A 17,434-nucleotide genomic window follows, 5' to 3' on the forward strand; every position below is an offset into this window, starting at 1 on the left:
TGTAACAAATTTATTTACAACAAATCAAAATCTTAATGAAATGGAATTTTCTATGAAATCACTCAAAGGAATACTCTTTATCATAGCTAGTTTTGCCTTGACTATTTTGACTTGGATGAGCACTTCTCCCCAATTCATGATTCCAGGACTAGCTTTAACAAGCCTATCTCTAACTTTTATCCTAGCCACTCGTCTCCCGATAATAGAAAGCTGGTTCCACGGTTTGGAGAAGGTCTACACCGTTCACAAATTCACAGCCTTTCTATCCATCATCCTACTCATCTTTCATAACTTCAGTATGGGCGGTTTGTGGGGTTCTCGCTTAGCTGCTCAGTTTGGCAATCTTGCCATCTATATCTTTGTCAGTATCATCCTTGTCGCCTATTTAGGCAAATACATCCAATACGAAGCTTGGCGATGGATTCACCGTCTGGTTTATCTAGCCTATATTTTTGGACTCTTTCACGTCTATATGATGATGGGCAATCGTCTTCTCACATTTAATCTTCTAAGTTTTCTTGTTGGTAGCTATGCCCTTTTAGGCTTACTAGCTGGTTTTTATATCATTTTTCTATATCAAAAGATTGGCTTCCCCTATCTAGGGAAAATTACCAATCTCAAACGCTTAAATCACAATACTAGAGAAATTCAAATCCATCTTAGCAAACCTTTCAACTATCAATCAGGACAATTTGCCTTTCTAAAGATTTTCCAAGAGGGCTTTGAAAGTGCTCCGCATCCCTTTTCTATCTCAGGAGGTCATGGTCAAACTCTTTACTTTACTGTCAAAAATTCAGGCGACCATACCAAGAATATCTATGACAATCTTCAAGTCGGCAGCAAAGTAAGCATAGACAGAGCTTACGGGCACATGATTATAGAAGAAGGACGAGAAAATCAAGTTTGGATTGCTGGAGGTATTGGGATTACCCCTTTCATCTCTTACATCCGTGAACATCCTATTTTAGATAAACAGGTTCACTTCTACTATAGCTTCCGTGGAGATGAAAATGCAGTCTACCTAGATTGGCTCCGTAACTATGCTCAGAAAAATCCTAATTTTGAACTCCATCTAGTCGACAGTAGGAAAGATGGCTATCTTAATTTTGATCAAGAAGAAGTACCCGAACAGGCAACCGTCTATATGTGTGGTCCTCTTTCTATGATGAAGTCACTCTCCAAACAGATTAAGAAACAAAATCCAAAAGCAGAGCTTATTTACGAAGGATTCAAGTTCAAATAAGCAATCGAGTAGGGAATAATCTCTAGCCCCTCTCACACCACCGTACGTGCCGTTCGGCATACGGCGGTTCAACTAACTTTTAACGCATGTCGTTCAAGGTAATAATCCAAACACGAAACCAGTCCACGTTTTTCAAGGACTGGTTTTGATATAGCACGTTTAAGTACCGACTTCTGAGCTACTAATTGATAATGGTCGCCCCAGCCAGATACCTTATCTGCTATCCATTTAGGGACCCCTAACTTAAGCAATCCCCATAATCGTCTAGATTTCTTCTTCCATTGCTTCCAGATAATCACTCGTAGGCGAGTACGCAAGCGCTCATCTATGCTAGTAACTATACTTTTCATATTTCCCAATGAGAAATAGTTTATCCATCCTCGAATAGACAAATTCAGTTGCTCAATACGTCTTGTTAAGTCTATACTCCATTTCCTCTGTGTTAGTTTCTTCAATTTAAGCTTAAATCTCCGAACACTATCTTGATGGGGACGACTTTTCCAACCAGCTGATGATTTCCAGAACCCAAAACCTAGATATTTCAACTCTCTTGGTCTGGTAATCTTAGTCTTGGTCATGTTTACTTTCAAACCTAGCCGTTTCTCAATAAAACGACTGACTGAATACATCACACGCTTAGCGGCTGCCTCGCTTCCGACCGTAATCACACAATCATCTGCGTAGCGCACAAATCGAAGTCCCCTCTTTTCTAATTCCTTGTCCAATTCATTAAGCATGATATTGGATAAGAGAGGAGATAAATTTCCTCCCTGTGGCGTGCCAACTAGTGTTTTATAATGTTGACCATTAATGATAACACCTGAATGAAGATACTTACGAATCAAGGATTCCGTATCTCCGTCTTCGATAATGTTATGTACTAAGGACATCAATCTATCTTGAGGAACTGTATCGAAAAATTCCTCTAGGTCTATATCCACTATCCACTCATAGCCGTCATTTAAGTACTCTAAGAACTTCATGATGGCTTTTTCACATGACCTATTTAGTCTGAAGCCATAACTCGTATCTGAGAAATGAGGTTCACAAATGGGGCTAATAACTTGGACAATGGCCTGTTGAATCATTCTATCCATAACTGTTGGAATTCCTAGTTGACGGATGCCTCCGTTTGGTTTAGGAATCTCAACTCTAAGAACTGGTTGAGGCTTATATTTTCTCTGTTTTATCAGTTCCTTAGTCAAGCGCCAGTTTTGTCTGAGATAATTATCCATCTCTTCGATAGTCATTCCATCAATCCCAGCTGAGCCTTTATTGGATTTTACTTGATTGTAGGCTTCCAGCATATTTTCGCGTGATAATATCTTATCTAGCAATTTTGACATGTGCGTATTCCTTTCTTGTTTTGGTGCCTGAGGGACATCTTATATTGGTGAGCCTTCATCTAGTCAATACGTGACAGACTCCAGTTCTATCAGACCACTCGTTTTACAGACACAAGTGAAGTAGGATTACTTCAATTAGTTGTTCACCCCTTCGCTCCACTTCCATTACAGAAGTTTCCTCACTACTATGGGTTCGGCTGACTTCTCATGATTCGTTGTTACTACGCATTCAGCGCTCATGAGACCTCACGGGATAAGTCGTACATCTTTCCTCGTTTACTCTCGTGATTTACGCATATAGGTTACGACTACCTTTTTGGACTTTAGAGTTTGAAGCCCCCTTATCCGCTATATACGCCTTACTATCACGTTCCTGTTCGTAGAGCCACGATTTCGCTATCCCTTCCTCTCCCCGCTACCTCACGATAGTCAGGCTTGGGAATCGCTATTGGGTTCACCGGTAGCAGGTGCCCACCGAGGACTTACACCTCAGATATACGACATGCCCGTCATACCTCATACTCTCCTGGAATTTCCCAGGAGAGTTTTTTATAGCCAAATGAAATAAGACCGGAGCGATGGAATTTTGGCATTCAAATCAATTGATAAGAATGTTTTATAGTGGAATGAAATAGGATACGAACAAATTGATTAGGAAAATCAAATGAATTTACAGAAATCTTTTAGCAGTCATGGCATCCTATTCCAGTTTCAAAACGCTATAGAAGTAGCATTGTGCTAGTCTCGTTTCAGTTTACTATACTAAAACGAGTAGCTTGAAATCAAAAAACCCACCCAATGGGCAGGTTCTATCTGTATTATCCAGCTAAATTATGCTTTACCTTCTGAACCGAATACGTCAATACGTTCTTCAACTGATGCTTGGATAGCTTTTACACCGTCAGCCAAGAATTTACGTGGGTCGAAGAGTTTTTTCTTGTCGTATTCTGCTTCGTTTGCTTCGTAGTCACGAGCAAATTTACGAGTTGCGTTAGCGAATGCGATTTGGCATTCTGTGTTAACGTTAACTTTGGCAACACCAAGTTTGATAGCTGCTTGGATTTGCTCATCAGGAATACCTGATCCACCGTGCAATACGATTGGGAATCCAGGAAGAGCTTCTGTCAATTTTTGCAAGTGGTCAAGGTCAAGACCTTCCCAGTTTGCTGGGTAAGGACCGTGGATGTTACCGATACCAGCTGCCAAGAAGTCGATACCAGTTTCAACCATTGCTTTAGCGTCTTCGATTGGAGCCAATTCACCTTTACCGATGATTCCGTCTTCTTCACCACCGATAGTACCAACTTCAGCTTCTACTGAGATACCTTTAGCGTGTGCTTTTTCAACAACTTCTTTAGCCAATTTAAGGTTTTCTTCAACTGGAAGGTGTGAACCGTCAAACATGATTGAAGTGTAACCAACTTCGATACACTCAAGTGCATCTTCATAGTGACCGTGGTCAAGGTGGATAGCTACTGGTACAGTGATACCCATTGATTCAACAAGGTTAGCGATCAAGTTGCGAGCAACTTTGTAACCACCCATGTATTTAGCAGCACCCATTGAAGTTTGGATCAAAACTGGAGCTTTTTTAGCTTCTGCTGCGCGCAAGATAGCTTGAGTCCACTCAAGGTTGTTTGTGTTAAATCCACCAACTGCATAACCGTTGTCACGAGCTGCTTGGACAAATTTTTCTGCTGAAACGATTGCCATTTTATCAGGCCTCCTGTATATTTTTATGGGTCATCCCATTTACATTGTTCATTTTATCACTTTTTGACAAAAAAATCTAGTTTTTCCCGCAGTTTCGATTGAATTTCTTCTAGCTTCATCTATGTAAACCCTTTCTCTCCCTAGTCTTAGGCGACTTTTGGAAAAACTATAAAGAAGGTTAAACGATTCTCCGCCATCTCGAAACGATAAGCTAATTTTTCATGTTCTAATAGACTCTTAACCACAAAGAGCCCCATTCCAGACCCCTTGGCCTTGCGACTAGCATTGTCAGAAAAAGACTGGGCTAGTTTTTCTTGTTCTTCTGGACTACAGCTATTTTCTATAAAGAATTCCCCTTCTCTCTCTCCAATGCCAACCAAGCCACCTGGAACAGAGTGCTTAATGGCATTGCTGATGAGGTTAGATAGAATCAACTTCATGACAGATGGGTTTAAGTAAGCCTGCTGATGAGTCAAACTATTGTCTATCTGGAGCTCTCTTTCCTTGGCTAGCAAGGCATAATCCTTAACCAGATTTTGCGTCATCTGGTGTAGGTCAATTTCTTCCCTATCATCTCGCAACTCCTGCACAGAAGAGAGGGAAAGTATCTGGAGAACGTGGTGATTGAGTTCATCCACAATCCCCAAGGCAACTCCCAGATAGTGCTCTCTATCCTTATAGCGACCGACATTTTCTTTCATGTTTTCGATCAGGATTTTGAGGCTAGCCAGAGGTGTTTTCAATTCATGAGAAGCCCCTCGCAAAAATTCGACCTTCATCTTTTCCAGCTGGAGAATAGCTTCATTCTTGTCATGCAAGTCTGCAATGACAGTCAAAAGATGCTGGTAGAGGCTATTGATTTGTTCCTTGAGATCACCAATCTCATCCGTAGAGTCCACGCGCAATCGCACTTGGGCATCCAAATCCATCATCCGTCGGGTCACCCGCTTGATTTCCAAAATCGGGGCAACAATGGTCCGAGCATATATGTAAGCCACCAAAAGTGAAATCAGAAAGGATGCCAGCAAGGTATAGGGAAGAAACTGGAGACTGATTTGCTCTGCTTCCTTTTGCAAATCCATGGAAACTAGAAACTGGAGAGTCATGGTGCCACCGTCTTGCGTTTTCACCTCCCGTTCCTCAATAAAAAGCGAGGTAGTCTGGCGGTCTGTGTCCAGAGGAAGACTGTCCTTGACTTCTAACTTATCCTCGGTCATCTCTCCCTTGACAGCCCCCTTAATCTCACTAGTCTGAGAATACAAGTCTAAGACTTGCTCGATGCTCTGCCTATCCTTACCCTCTAGGGACTGGGCAATGGCTGTTGCCTTCTGGCCAATGGTTTCCTGACGATGACTCAGATAAGTCGAAGGAAAAAGAAAATAAATAGCTAAATGAAGGCAAATAACCAGAACACTAAAAATCGAGAAGGTATAGATAAATATCTTTGTAAATAAGCCTGTTCGTTTCATTTTCGCTCCAATTTATAACCAACATTGCGCACAGTGAGGATGCAGTCCAGGTCTAGCTTTTTCCGCAATTCCTTGATATAAACGTCAATGACACGGTCAAAGGGAACCTCATCTGTCGCTTTCCAGACGGCATCGATTATCTGAGATCGAGTCAAGGCTCGTCCTTCATTTTTCACCAGATAGTCCAGAATTTCCAACTCTTTAGCATTGATGGGCACTTCTTGACCTGCTAGGCTAGCACTGTAGCTCTCAAAGTCTACCTTGGCATCCTTATAGGAGAAAATTCGTCCCGTATCATAATAGCGCTTGAAAATCGCGTCCACCCTCACTTTTAAGAGGGAGAGGGAGAAAGGTTTTTCCAGATAGCCATCTGCCAGAGAAGCAAAGGCACTCATCTTGTATTCCTCATCCTGAAAGGCTGTTAACATCAAGACAGGGACTTGGCTGGTTTTACGAATCTCAGCTAGGACTTCTAAGCCATTGAGCTTTGGCATCTGGATATCCAGTAAAACCAAGGCTACTTCATAGCTGGAAAATTGCTCCAAGGCTTCTTGTCCGTCCGCCGCCTCAATAATTTCATAGCCACAATCCGTCAAATAGTCACTGATCCCCTCACGGATCATCTCTTCATCTTCTACAATTAAAATTTTCATGCTTTAACTGCTCTCTATTTTTTATTTTTCTTATACTCAATGAAAATCAAAAAGCAAACTAGGAAGCTAACCGCAGGTTGCTCAAAGCACTGCTTTGAGGTTGTAGATAGAACTGACAAAGTCAGTAACATATATACGGTAAGGCGACGCTGACGTGGTTTGAAGAGATTTTCGAAGAGTATTAGAATAAATACCTACTCTATTTTCTATTATAGCCTCTTACTGGTCTTTTGTCTGTAAGCAACTGACCACTAGATAAAACAAAGAGAGCCTATCGCTCTCTCTGCTTGCATTTCACTCTCTATAGAATGAAAATTATTTAGCTGCTTTTGAAAATGTTACAACGTAGTTATAATCTTTCCCATTAGCTTGATAGACATAATCCTCTTTGAAAGTATAGCCGTGTTTGCGCAACTCTTCTTTCTTAGCATCAACTTGGCTCTTGACAGCTGCTTTAACCTGTTCATTTGATAAACCTTCTGCAATTTCAAGAGAAGTTCCATTGATATCTCCTAGGAAACCTGCAATATCTTTCATTTGATCAAAGTTATAAAAAACATTGACTTTGACCTTTTGAGGAGCTGGCTGTTCTAGACTTCTACGATTTCTGCTAGCGCGTGGTTGAACTGCTGGAGCCATTCTGAAACCTGAAGTTCCTGTAGCCTCCTTAGTGAAAGTTACTACGTAGTCATAATGAGTTGCGTCTGCTTGATCAATTTCTACAAAATACTCATCAGAGATCTTGTATCCTCTGCTTTCGAGTTCTGCTTTTTTCTTATCTATTCTTGATTTTAAAATAGATTTCAAAGCTTCACCAGATACCCCTTTTGGTATGTCAACTTCATTTTTACCACCTAAATCATCAAAGAAGCCCGGAATATCCTTCATACCATCAAAATTATAATAAATAGAAACTTTATTTTGAGGTTCACTTACACTTCTAGGGCGACGAGTTACTCGAGGTTGGTAAGTTCCTGCACTTCGGAATCCTGAGTTATTAGGTGTACTAGCTCCATGACCGATATTACCAGAACTATTTTCATCTATAGTTGTTCCATCATTTCGACCATTTGTTAATCCTTCATTACTATAATTTGGTTTTGAAACTTCCTCATTCGGAATTTCTACAGCGTAAATTTTTTCTTGATATTCTTCAGCTTTTACTGCTGCTTCTTCATTAGTTTTAGCATTTTGAATAGATTTTAATCCTTCTTCTTTAAGACGATTTACTTCATTTTTTAATTCTGTTTTTTTAGACTCATCATCAACTTTATCTATTTCTTCTAGTCTACTATTTGCTGCTTCATTTATAGTTTTTAAATTTTCTTCTTTTGCTGTTTCTAACGGTGCTTCAGTTTCTTTCTCTAAAGACTTCTCTGAATCCTCGTGTTCTTCAGATGGTGCATCGCCTTGAGGTTTTTCTTCATTAGAAGTTGAATCGTTTGAGTTGCCATCAGTTGTAACGTCTGTTGATGAATTTGAAGTATTTCCCGTTGTAGCAGTCGTTGATTCTGGAGCTGTTGATTCAGTTGATGAACTTGATTCAGTTGATGAACTTGAGTCAGCTGAATTACTTGTTGCACTTGATGAAGCCGTATTGTCTGTAGACGGTTGTTCTTCTGTGACTGGTGTTCCTTCTGCTACTGGATTTTCTGATTCACCTTCGTTAGGCGCCTCATTTGTAGAGTCTACTGCTGGCGCTGGTGTGGCTGTTTCAGTAGTTGCAGATATTCCTGCTTCTGCTGACTCTTTTCCTTTAGATTCATTTGCTACCTCTTCTGGTTTTGTTTCATCAGAGGTCAATGTTGAAGGAGTTGATTCATCTGAATCAGCACTAGTTGTAGCGCCTGTTGTTGGATTATTTGATGTTTCGGCGTTACCTTCATCTCCTGATGTTGAATCTTCTTTTGGAGCTAGTTTTTCTTCAGTTTCTTTCGCTTCTTTTCCTGTTGCTCCTGATTCTTCAACTTCTTTTTCTGAAGTTGAATCTGTTTCTTTTGGTGCTGTAGCTGATTCTGCTGGAGCTTGTGTTCCTGCTTCCTCAGATGATTTTCCTTCAGCTTCCGATGTAGAATCTGTTCCTGATTCTACAGATGGTTGTGTAACTGTTGACTCACCTTCAGAGGCAGTTGATGAAGATTCAGTTGAAGAAACTGAATCCTCCGCTTTACCTTCTTCTCCTGATTCTTTTGGTGCTGGGTTTTCTTCTACTGGTTGACCTTGTTCTCCTGCAGTTGTACCCTCTACCGCTGGCGCTGGCTCTTCAACTTTCGGCATTTCTGCTTTTTCTTCAGTTGTATTTCCTGATTCATCTGAATTAGCACTAGCTGTAACACCTGTTGATGGAGTATTTGCCGTTTCTGACGTTTTCTCAGGTTCTTTTCCTTCTTCTCCTGTTGTTTCCCCTGCTTCTGCTGTTGCACCTGGTGTAGTTCCTTCTGTTTCATTTTCTTTAGGTGTTGTTTCTGCTGAAGTTCCTGAAGCTTCTGTTGATTCTGTTGCAGCTTCTGCGTTTGATTCAGCTTGTTTCGCTACCTCTGGCTCTATTGCTTTTGATTCAGTTGATTCTGCTGGGGTTTCTGGTTTTGATGGTGCTGGGATTTCTTCTGCTGGTTGATCTTGTTCTCCTGAAGTGCCTTCCTCTACCACTGACGCTGTTCCTTTTGGTTCAGCTGACGCCTCTGGTTCTTCAACTTTCGGCGCTTCTACTTTTCCTTCAGTTGCATCTTCTTTAGGTGTTGGAGTAGTTGGCGCTTCTACTTTCGGAGTTGGAGTTTCTGCGTTTGGTTCAGCTGGTTTTGCTACCTCTGGCTCTGTTCCTTTTGGTTCAGATGATTCTGTTGGCGCTTCTACTTTCGGTGCGGGTGTCACTGGCTTCTCTTCTTTTGGTACAGCTGGTTTCGCTACCTCTGGCTCTGCTGATTCTGTTGCCACTTCTGCGTTTGATTCAGCTGGTGTTACCACCTCTGGTGCTGTTTCTTTTGGCGCTACTGGAGCTTCTGTTTCTTCTTTAACTTCTGGGCTTGTCTCTGCTGGTGCTTCTGAGGCAGGCTCTTCAACTGATTCTTCTGCTCTTTCCACTACTGGAGCTGATACAGGCTGATAGACTGAGCTATAGTTCACAGTCATTTTTTCAACTTTCTCAGTGACATCTGTTAATTCAAAGGTAACAGCTTTTGTTTCCTGATCTTTCTTGAGCAAGACTTCATAAGTACGAACTTCGCCACTGGCACCACTTTCTTTGATGACAATCTTGTGTTTTGTGACTGTATCTGAAACCGTTTCAGCTTCGGTAAAGTACAATTCATTGTGCGGTAAGAATAAATTCTTGCCTGAAGCTTGATTCATTTCTTGGAGTACATCTACAGGGATATTGCTTGCTTCGCTGATAACACTTAATGTATCTCCCCACTTAATGACATACTTAAATAAATCACCTTCTTTTTGAAGGTCAGCTTTCACTTCCTCAACTGTTCTGGCTACCCAGACACCATCTTGTTCACTGGCTGATACAGTTGGAGCTAAAAAGCCCAGACCTAGCAAAATGACACCTGTCGCAACAATTGCACCAGTTCTCAATTTTCTAAAGCCACGGAGGGACAAGCTTCCTCTAACATTTGTTTGTCTCATAATGTTTATTTTTCCTCACTATTCTATATTTTCCAAGGTAGACCCTGCCTAGGTCTACTAGCCTATGTTTGCGATATGGATAGGCTTCTACAGATTTATCTATCTATTTTCAAGATAAGATTTCTATAGATTTTTATGCACAATTCCATATATAAGTTGCGAAACTCCTTTCTAATAAATTCCATAACTTTAGTATATCATATTTAAGTACTAAAGTACAAAGAAAGCAACTGAAAGCAATGATTGTCACCATTGCTTTCTGCTTCATGTATCATTTTAAAACTTTCAGTTGCTAGCCTCATTTTTCAGTCTAGCATCAGTATTATTCACCATCGAGCAAGAGCTCTTTTGGTTGTTTTCTAAGGAGATTGCTTGAAGCAAGCGCCATAACGAGAACCACTAGAACCAAGGCAAGGACAAAGACGATGATAAAGTCTGATGTCTGAATGGAAATGTCTAAGCTCGACAAGGTCTTGCTAAAGCCATCTACTTCTGCACCACCACCAAGGTTAGAGGCTTGAGCCGCCTTGCTAGCCTGTTTGGCAACACCTGAAGTGACATTGGCAAGGACAGTGTTTCCAATTGCACGGGCAGTGTAATTAGCTAAGAAGTAAGCAGAAACAAGAGCAGGAATGGCAATCAAGATGGATTCGGTGATGAATTGCCCCAAGATACTTGCCTGCTTGAGACCGATAGAGAGGAGGATTCCCACCTCCTTGCGACGAGCGTTGATCCAAAGGCTGAGTAAGAGGGCAAGGAGAAGAACTGAGAAACTCAAGCTACCCCAGAAGAGGAGGTTGGCCATCTTGTACATACCAGAGATGGATTGCTCAAGAGCTGGGTAGTTAGACGAGCTCTTCACAAGTGTGTAGTTCTTCCAGTTAATACCGCTGATACCATTCAACTCTTTCATAACATCATCCAAGTTCTTGTCCGCTGTTACAAAGAAGGTTGCGTCCCCATAAATAGCTGTGTCTTCTGTGTATCCATATAGTTTAGCAGCAGTATGAATATCTGTAATAGCTGTATTTTCGTAAAGCTCTTGTGAGTAAGTTACTGCTGACTTGTTGTGGCCATCAAAGAGTCCCTTGATTGTCACTTCGACTGTTTCCTTGGCTCCTTTTTCATTGTCTGCATCGTAGACATTAGAGTCCAACTTGACCTTATCTCCAACTTTCCAGCCGTGTTTGGCTGCCAAGTCCTTGTGCAGGAGAATCTTGTCCTTGTCGTCGTTTGTTAGGTGCTCACCTTCGACCAGCTTATAAGAACCAGAGACAAACTTGTCTTCTTTAGAAGAGTCATTGACACCTGTAATCATCAAGCTACTTCCAAAATGTTTGGCACGGTCAGGTGTCAGATTTTTCTTGGTTTCTGGCGTTTCGATGAGTTCATAGCCAGTCAAATCTCCGATAGCGTTGATGCGTTTCACATAAGACTCAATAGCCTTATTTTCGGTGATTTTTTTGATATCTTCACCCTTGATATTCCCAGCACCACGTGGCGTTCCTTGATTGACGCGACGATTGATTTGCATGGAGAAGCTATTGGTGATATTTTTAAAGGTCTCCTGAGAAGCTTTGGCAGTAGCTCCCTTGATCGACAAGCCGACCAAACTCAAGCTCGCCATGAGGAGAATAATCAGGAAGATGACAATCGATTTGAAAAACTTCCTTGTAACATAGGCAAATGCGTTGTGTAACATAGATTCCCTTTCTAGATTTTGTTTTAATCATTCTATCAAAATAAGCTCAAATTATTTACTAGTATTGCGCGTTTCAGTCAGCTTCTTATCCTTTAATTCAAGTGTAATATCTGACGCTTGTGCCACTTCTTTACTGTGAGTTACGACAATCACACATTTACCTGTTTTCTGGGCAAGTGACTTGAGCAGTTCGACAATATCTCCAGCAGTTTTAGGGTCCAGATTTCCTGTGGGCTCATCAGCTAAGATAACTGGAGCTTCTGATACCAAACTACGAGCGATGGCAACACGCTGCTGTTGACCACCTGATAACTGGAGAACATTCCGCTTGATCTGACTTTCATCCAAACCAAGCTCAAGCAGTGTATCCTTGCTTGCCTTTTTGTTGACCAAGCGGATATTTTCCAGTGGAGAAAGATAATCTATCAAGTTATAATTTTGAAAGACCAGGGAAATATGGTGCATGCGATGGTAGGAATAGCCCTTCTTACGAATATCCTCTCCTTGAAAAAGGATAGAACCTTCAACAGGACTGTCAAGACCGGCAAGGAGGGACAAGAGAGTGGATTTCCCTGCTCCTGACTCACCAATAATACTGTAAAATTTCCCGGGTTCAAAATTATAATTGATCTGATATAGGACTGCTTCAGCAGTGTTCTTATAACGGTAGGTAAGATCTTGTAATTGTAATAAAGTCATGATTTCTCCTTCTTAACTAATAGATGATAAAATTTCTTTCGGCGATTTTCTAAATAAGAATAGGAAGCAAAGGGCTACAGATAAGCAACTAAGCAGAACTAAAAAAACATAGGATTCTGCAAAAGATAGGATGCTGGTTGATAAACTGCTTGCTTTAGCTAGCGTGTCTTGTAAGCTTGCCTGTTCTCCACTTGCTAGTAGGGTTTGGAGTAGGTAAGATGTGATTGCGTTGTCTGCAGCAAATGCTGGAAGCAAAGCACCGAGAGAGACCAAAACTACCTCTAAACAGAACTGTAGGAAGATTGAGGTCTTGCCTTTTCCAAGTGCCAGTAAAATCCCCACTTCGTAGACCCTTTCTCTCAACCAGAGAGACAAAACAAGAATTAAGGCTCCAGCTCCTGCTATCAACATCCCATAAAGGAAGATGGTCAGGAAGGTTTGGAAGGTTGCAACTGAGTCTTTGATTTGTTCAAAGGCCTTATTTTCCTTCTCAACTTGGTAGCCTTGATTTTCCAAGGCCAAGTTTTCCACCTGCTTCATGAGTTCGTCCATTTCCTTAGGATTTTCTACATAGAAGCGCGCTGCACTAATTTGAGCTTCACTATTGCCCAAAAGGGTTTGGCTACTTTCATAGTCTGTAAAGACCTGGTTTTCACTGAAGTCAGAAGACAAGCCTGTAAATTTCTCTTGTTTTTTACCGGAAAAGATGCCGACGATTTCAAACTCGACGGTTTGTCCTTCTCCAGCTTCTGACTGTCCAGCATCTAAGACAATCTTGTCATGAAGCGAAAGACCGTTCTTCTTAGCCAACTCTTCGTGGATGATGATTTTCTTGGAATCTCCTTTTTGAAGGTGTCGCCCTTCTTTTAGGTTGAAAGCCGAACTGGTAAAGGTCACATCCTTGGATGAATCCTCAAGAGCCGTTAAGCTAACCAAGTTCTTATCTGCAGCTGACAAATCATCACGTTCTACACTCTGCTCACCAGTCACCGCTTCCTTGTCTTTTAGTTTTGCGACCGTCTCCAGTTCAGGAGAGACATTTTCCAGTCCCTTAATCTGGCTCACGGATGATAAGTCCGACAACTTAAAAGTCTGTCCGTTTTCTATCTTTTTAATTGAAAAAGATGTATTGAGTGATTTGTAAAGATTGGTTTTAACTGTTTTGTTGGACTTCATCAGAGTCAAACAGGCTGAAATTCCGGCCAATAGGACCAATAAAATCAGAAATAAAATAAAACTTCTCAGTCGTTTTCTGCTGACATAAGCCCAAGCTCTTTGGATTGGATTCATTTGTCACCTCCATATTTGTAAGACTATTATAAAACCCAAATATGAAATGTTTATGAAATACGAAAAAAGAACTAGAATTCTCACAAATGAGTGATTTTTCTAGTTCTTTTTGATTTACAAAGACTTTATGCAGGGAAAGCTACTAAGGATCAGATGAGATCATCTATTTAAGCTTCCTCTTCATCGTCTTTTTTCTTTTTGGCAAATAGCAAACCAAATGCGCCAAGAAGAGATAGAACTCCGAATGCACCTGTAGCACGGTCTTCTTGTGTACCAGTATTTGGCAATACTGCTTGTGGTTGAGAAACTGATGGATTCGTTTCTGACACTTCATTCGGCAATTGAGCAGGTACTTCAACTGTTTGACTTGGTTGTCCAGCCGGTTGAGCAGCTGGCACTTCAGCAGGGGTAGCAGTATCTGGTCTACGATTTGTATCGGTAGATGGCGTAGCTGGTCCCTGTTGACCGTCACCTGTTGGTCTAACTGGACTCACTTTTCTGAAGATATGAGTTACAACATCACCTTCTACTTTCGTTTTAACAAATACATAACCTTCTATTTCACCATGTTCAAATGCTTCATTGGCTTCACCTAATACTGCTGGAGCTTTCGCATCTGCTGGTTTCAATTCATTACCTTGTTCATCAACCCATTTAGTGATAATAAGTGATGGAAGATCTAGTTTTGTTGAATCTCCTTTTCCAGTAACCATGATCAAATCTTTATTTGGTATTTCATGAGAAATTTTCGTCCGTGGATCCTTAACGGTTGCATTCCCTTTAGAATCGACTGTTACATCTTTTCCTGGATTTGCTTTTTCTACCGCTTTCTTAACTTTATCTTGTTCTTCATTTGTTAAGTTACTTGGATCTTTAACTGGAACTTTTTCGGTTGGTTTCACTGGTTCGAAGTCTTGGTTCACTAGCTCTGTTCCTGGAATTGTATGACTGACGCCTGTTGTTGGATCTGTCACCGTCGCTGTGCCGTCGTCTCCTACCGTTACATCCTTACCTGGGTTCTTATCTTTGACTTTATCTGCCACTTGTTTTTTCTCTTCTGAAGTTAAGTGGGCTTTATCTTTGACTGGAACCTTGTCGGTTGGTTTCACTGGTTCGAAGTCTTGGTTCACCAGCTCTGTTCCTGGAATTGTATGACTGATTCCTGTTGTTGGATCTGTCACTGTCGCTGTGCCGTCGTCTCCTACTGTTACTTCCTTACCTGGGTTCTTCGCTTTGACTTTGTCTGCCACTTGTTTTTTCTCTTCTGGAGTTAAGTGCGCTTTGTCTTTCACTGGAACTTTTTCGGTTGGTTTCACTGGTTCGAAGTCTTGGTTCACTAACTCTGTTCCTGGAATACTATGCGTAATGCCTGTATTCGGATCTTTCACAGCTGCTGTTCCATCTTCACCTACCGTTACATCCTTACCTGGGTTCTTATCTTTGACTTTATCTGTCACTTGTTTTTTCTCTTCTGGAGTTAAGTGCGCTTTGTCTTTCACTGGAACTTTTTCGGTTGGTTTCACTGGGGTAAAGTCTTTTACTGTTAAGTCTTTCACTGGGATGAATACTGCTTCGCCAGTTGCCTTATCCGTTACAGTAACATTGCCCTTATCATCCGCCTTAACATCGCTATTTGGATTAGATTTTTTAACTTCTTCTACCAATTTTTCTATTTCTTTTGATGTTAAATGTTCTGGATCTGGAACTACAAGTGGTAACGGTAGTTCAACGATAAAGTCAATTGCTGGAGCACCTTTAGCACTAGTTAGTTTACCAGGAATTGTAATTTCGCTTGTACCTTCTGTCGGAAGTTTACCGTCTTCTTGAGCACTTCCTTTTCCTTTGGTTGATTTTTCTGGTAAGTCATCGTTTGTTAATGTTACTTTACCATCTTTTACCTCTTTTTCTCCATTAACACCTGGTAATTTCACTTTTGTACCGTCAGAAACACCTGTAACTGTGACATCCACATGTCCGTCAAGTTTATCTTGAGTTCCTACTGTAAATGTTGGAGTGGCACTTGGTACCAACTTCGCTGGAACCTCCACTTCAACTGTTCCTTCCGTTGACAATTTACCTGGCTCGGTGATACTTCCTTTGCCTCGTGTCGCAGTTTCTGGAAGATCGTTGTTGCTGAGCTCAACTTTGCCGTCTACTACAGCCTTATCACCAGAAACTCCTGGAATCTTAACGGTTGTGCCACTTGCTAATGGCTGACCATTTTGATCCGTTACTTTAACCGTCACATTTCCTGTCTTCGGATCTTGCGCTTCAACTACGAGTTTTGGTACAGCGCTGTATTTCAACTTCGCTGGTAACTGCTTATCATCACTCGTTTCCGCTGGAAGTTTGGTTCCTTCTTTTACAGTAACTTTTCCTGTTTGTACTGTATCTTTCAGTTGGTCGTTCTTAATCGTGATTGTGCCATCTTTGACTTTGAATGTTCCGTCTATTCCTGGAACGGTAACTACTGAGTCATTTGGATAATTAGAATTATCGTGACGTTTAACTGTTAACGTTACATCTCCTGTTGTGCCATCTTGCCTATTGACAGTTACTTTAGGTGCAGCTGGTGCAACTTTTAATGTGACAGTAGTTTTTTCTTGTGAACCGTCATTATACGTAATCAACACTGGTACTTCAGTCTCGCTATCTGGAGTTAAGGCTGGTAATGCTCCGTTTGAAGTCACTGATTGAATGTTCGATGACGCATAGTCTTTCTCTTCATTTCCTACGGTGATTCCGATAACTCCCGTATTCGTATGAAGGTCTTCGCCACTCAAGGTGTCTGTTGGTTTCTTAACGATGTCTGTCTTACGAACAGTATGCGCTTGTTTGCTGTAGGCTGCACTGTTTGTGCTATTTTCTAGCTCGCCTTCTCCAACTTTTGCGGTTACGGTGACGCTATCGCCTACTTTGTCCGCTGGAACTTCAATCGAATCGCCTGTCACCTTAACGTCTGGATGGTTACCCTCTACAGTCCAGGTGCCAGTGTCCCCTTTCTTGACAACAACTGTTCCGCCTGCTTTCAACGGAATCTCAATCTTATCTCCTCCGTTGTCTGCGGCTGGTGTTACTTTCAAGTTACCGTTTTGCCATTGTCCTACGGTTGGGGCAGTTGGCGCGGCTTTGGTTACTTTCAACTTAACAGTAGTTTCTTCCGTACTACCATCAGTGTAAGTAATCGTAACTGGAATATCTTGGTTGCTTCCTGCTGTTAAGGCTGGTAATGCTCCGTTTGAAGTCACTGATTGAATGTTCGATGACGCATAGTCTTTCTCTTCATTTCCTACGGTGATTCCGATAACTCCCGTATTCGTATGAAGGTCTTCGCCACTCAAGGTGTCTGTTGGTTTCTTAACGATGTCTGTCTTACGAACAGTATGCGCTTGTTTGCTGTAGGCTGCACTGTTTGTGCTATTTTCTAGCTCGCCTTCTCCAACTTTTGCGGTTACGGTGACGCTATCGCCTACTTTGTCCGCTGGAACTTCAATCGAATCGCCTGTCACCTTAACGTCTGGATGGTTACCCTCTACAGTCCAGGTGCCAGTGTCCCCTTTCTTGACAACAACTGTTCCGCCTGCTTTCAACGGAATCTCAATCTTATCTCCTCCGTTGTCTGCGGCTGGTGTTACTTTCAAGTTACCGTTTTGCCATTGTCCTACGGTTGGGGCAGTTGGCGCGGCTTC

10 protein-coding genes are annotated in these 17,434 nt (G+C 41.5%); 1 reads left to right on the forward strand and 9 read right to left on the reverse strand.

Annotated features, from left to right (window positions below; genetic code table 11):
• Nucleotides 1–52: 52 nt before the first annotated feature.
• Entirely contained in the window at nt 53–1,243 is a 1,191-nt protein-coding gene (locus tag HWX15_RS02575; RefSeq protein ID WP_175880184.1) for a ferredoxin reductase family protein, read from the forward strand.
• 68 nt (nt 1,244–1,311) lie between these two features.
• Here the strand turns inward: HWX15_RS02575 and ltrA are convergent, their stop codons facing one another.
• From ltrA to HWX15_RS02620, 9 genes are all read right to left on the reverse strand, one after another.
• Nucleotides 1,312–2,589 carry a group II intron reverse transcriptase/maturase gene (gene ltrA, locus HWX15_RS02580; RefSeq protein WP_175880185.1) on the reverse strand — a complete coding sequence of 426 codons (1,278 nt, stop codon included), beginning with the start codon at nt 2,587–2,589 and terminating at the stop codon, nt 1,312–1,314.
• 831 nt (nt 2,590–3,420) lie between these two features.
• Nucleotides 3,421–4,302, reverse strand: a complete 882-nt coding sequence (locus tag HWX15_RS02585; RefSeq protein WP_001019001.1) for a class II fructose-bisphosphate aldolase — start codon at nt 4,300–4,302, stop codon at nt 3,421–3,423.
• 146 nt (nt 4,303–4,448) lie between these two features.
• Nucleotides 4,449–5,771, reverse strand: coding sequence for a sensor histidine kinase VncS (vncS, locus tag HWX15_RS02590; protein ID WP_175880186.1), 1,323 nt, complete (start codon nt 5,769–5,771; stop codon nt 4,449–4,451).
• On the reverse strand, nt 5,768–6,424 hold the full coding sequence (vncR, locus tag HWX15_RS02595; RefSeq protein ID WP_175880187.1) for a response regulator transcription factor VncR: 657 nt from the start codon (nt 6,422–6,424) through the stop codon (nt 5,768–5,770). Before vncR ends, vncS begins: the two co-directional genes overlap by 4 nt.
• A gap of 315 nt (nt 6,425–6,739) precedes the next feature.
• On the reverse strand, nt 6,740–10,054 hold the full coding sequence (locus HWX15_RS02600) for a hypothetical protein (RefSeq protein WP_175880188.1): 3,315 nt from the start codon (nt 10,052–10,054) through the stop codon (nt 6,740–6,742).
• Between the two features lie 322 nt (nt 10,055–10,376).
• Nucleotides 10,377–11,756 carry an ABC transporter permease subunit Vex3 gene (gene vex3 / locus HWX15_RS02605; protein WP_175880189.1) on the reverse strand — a complete coding sequence of 460 codons (1,380 nt, stop codon included), beginning with the start codon at nt 11,754–11,756 and terminating at the stop codon, nt 10,377–10,379.
• A gap of 51 nt (nt 11,757–11,807) precedes the next feature.
• A complete protein-coding gene (gene vex2 / locus HWX15_RS02610; RefSeq protein WP_016569459.1) occupies nt 11,808–12,455 on the reverse strand; it encodes an ABC transporter ATP-binding subunit Vex2 in 648 nt (215 codons plus the stop codon).
• Between the two features lie 12 nt (nt 12,456–12,467).
• Nucleotides 12,468–13,745, reverse strand: a complete 1,278-nt coding sequence (locus tag HWX15_RS02615) for an ABC transporter permease (protein ID WP_175880190.1) — start codon at nt 13,743–13,745, stop codon at nt 12,468–12,470.
• A 167-nt stretch (nt 13,746–13,912) separates the two neighbouring features.
• A partial coding sequence (locus HWX15_RS02620) for an LPXTG cell wall anchor domain-containing protein (protein ID WP_175880191.1) occupies nt 13,913–17,434 on the reverse strand: 3,522 nt, incomplete at its 5' end.

This window comes from Streptococcus thalassemiae, assembly GCF_903645285.1.
GTDB classification, from domain to species: Bacteria; Bacillota; Bacilli; order Lactobacillales; family Streptococcaceae; genus Streptococcus; species Streptococcus thalassemiae.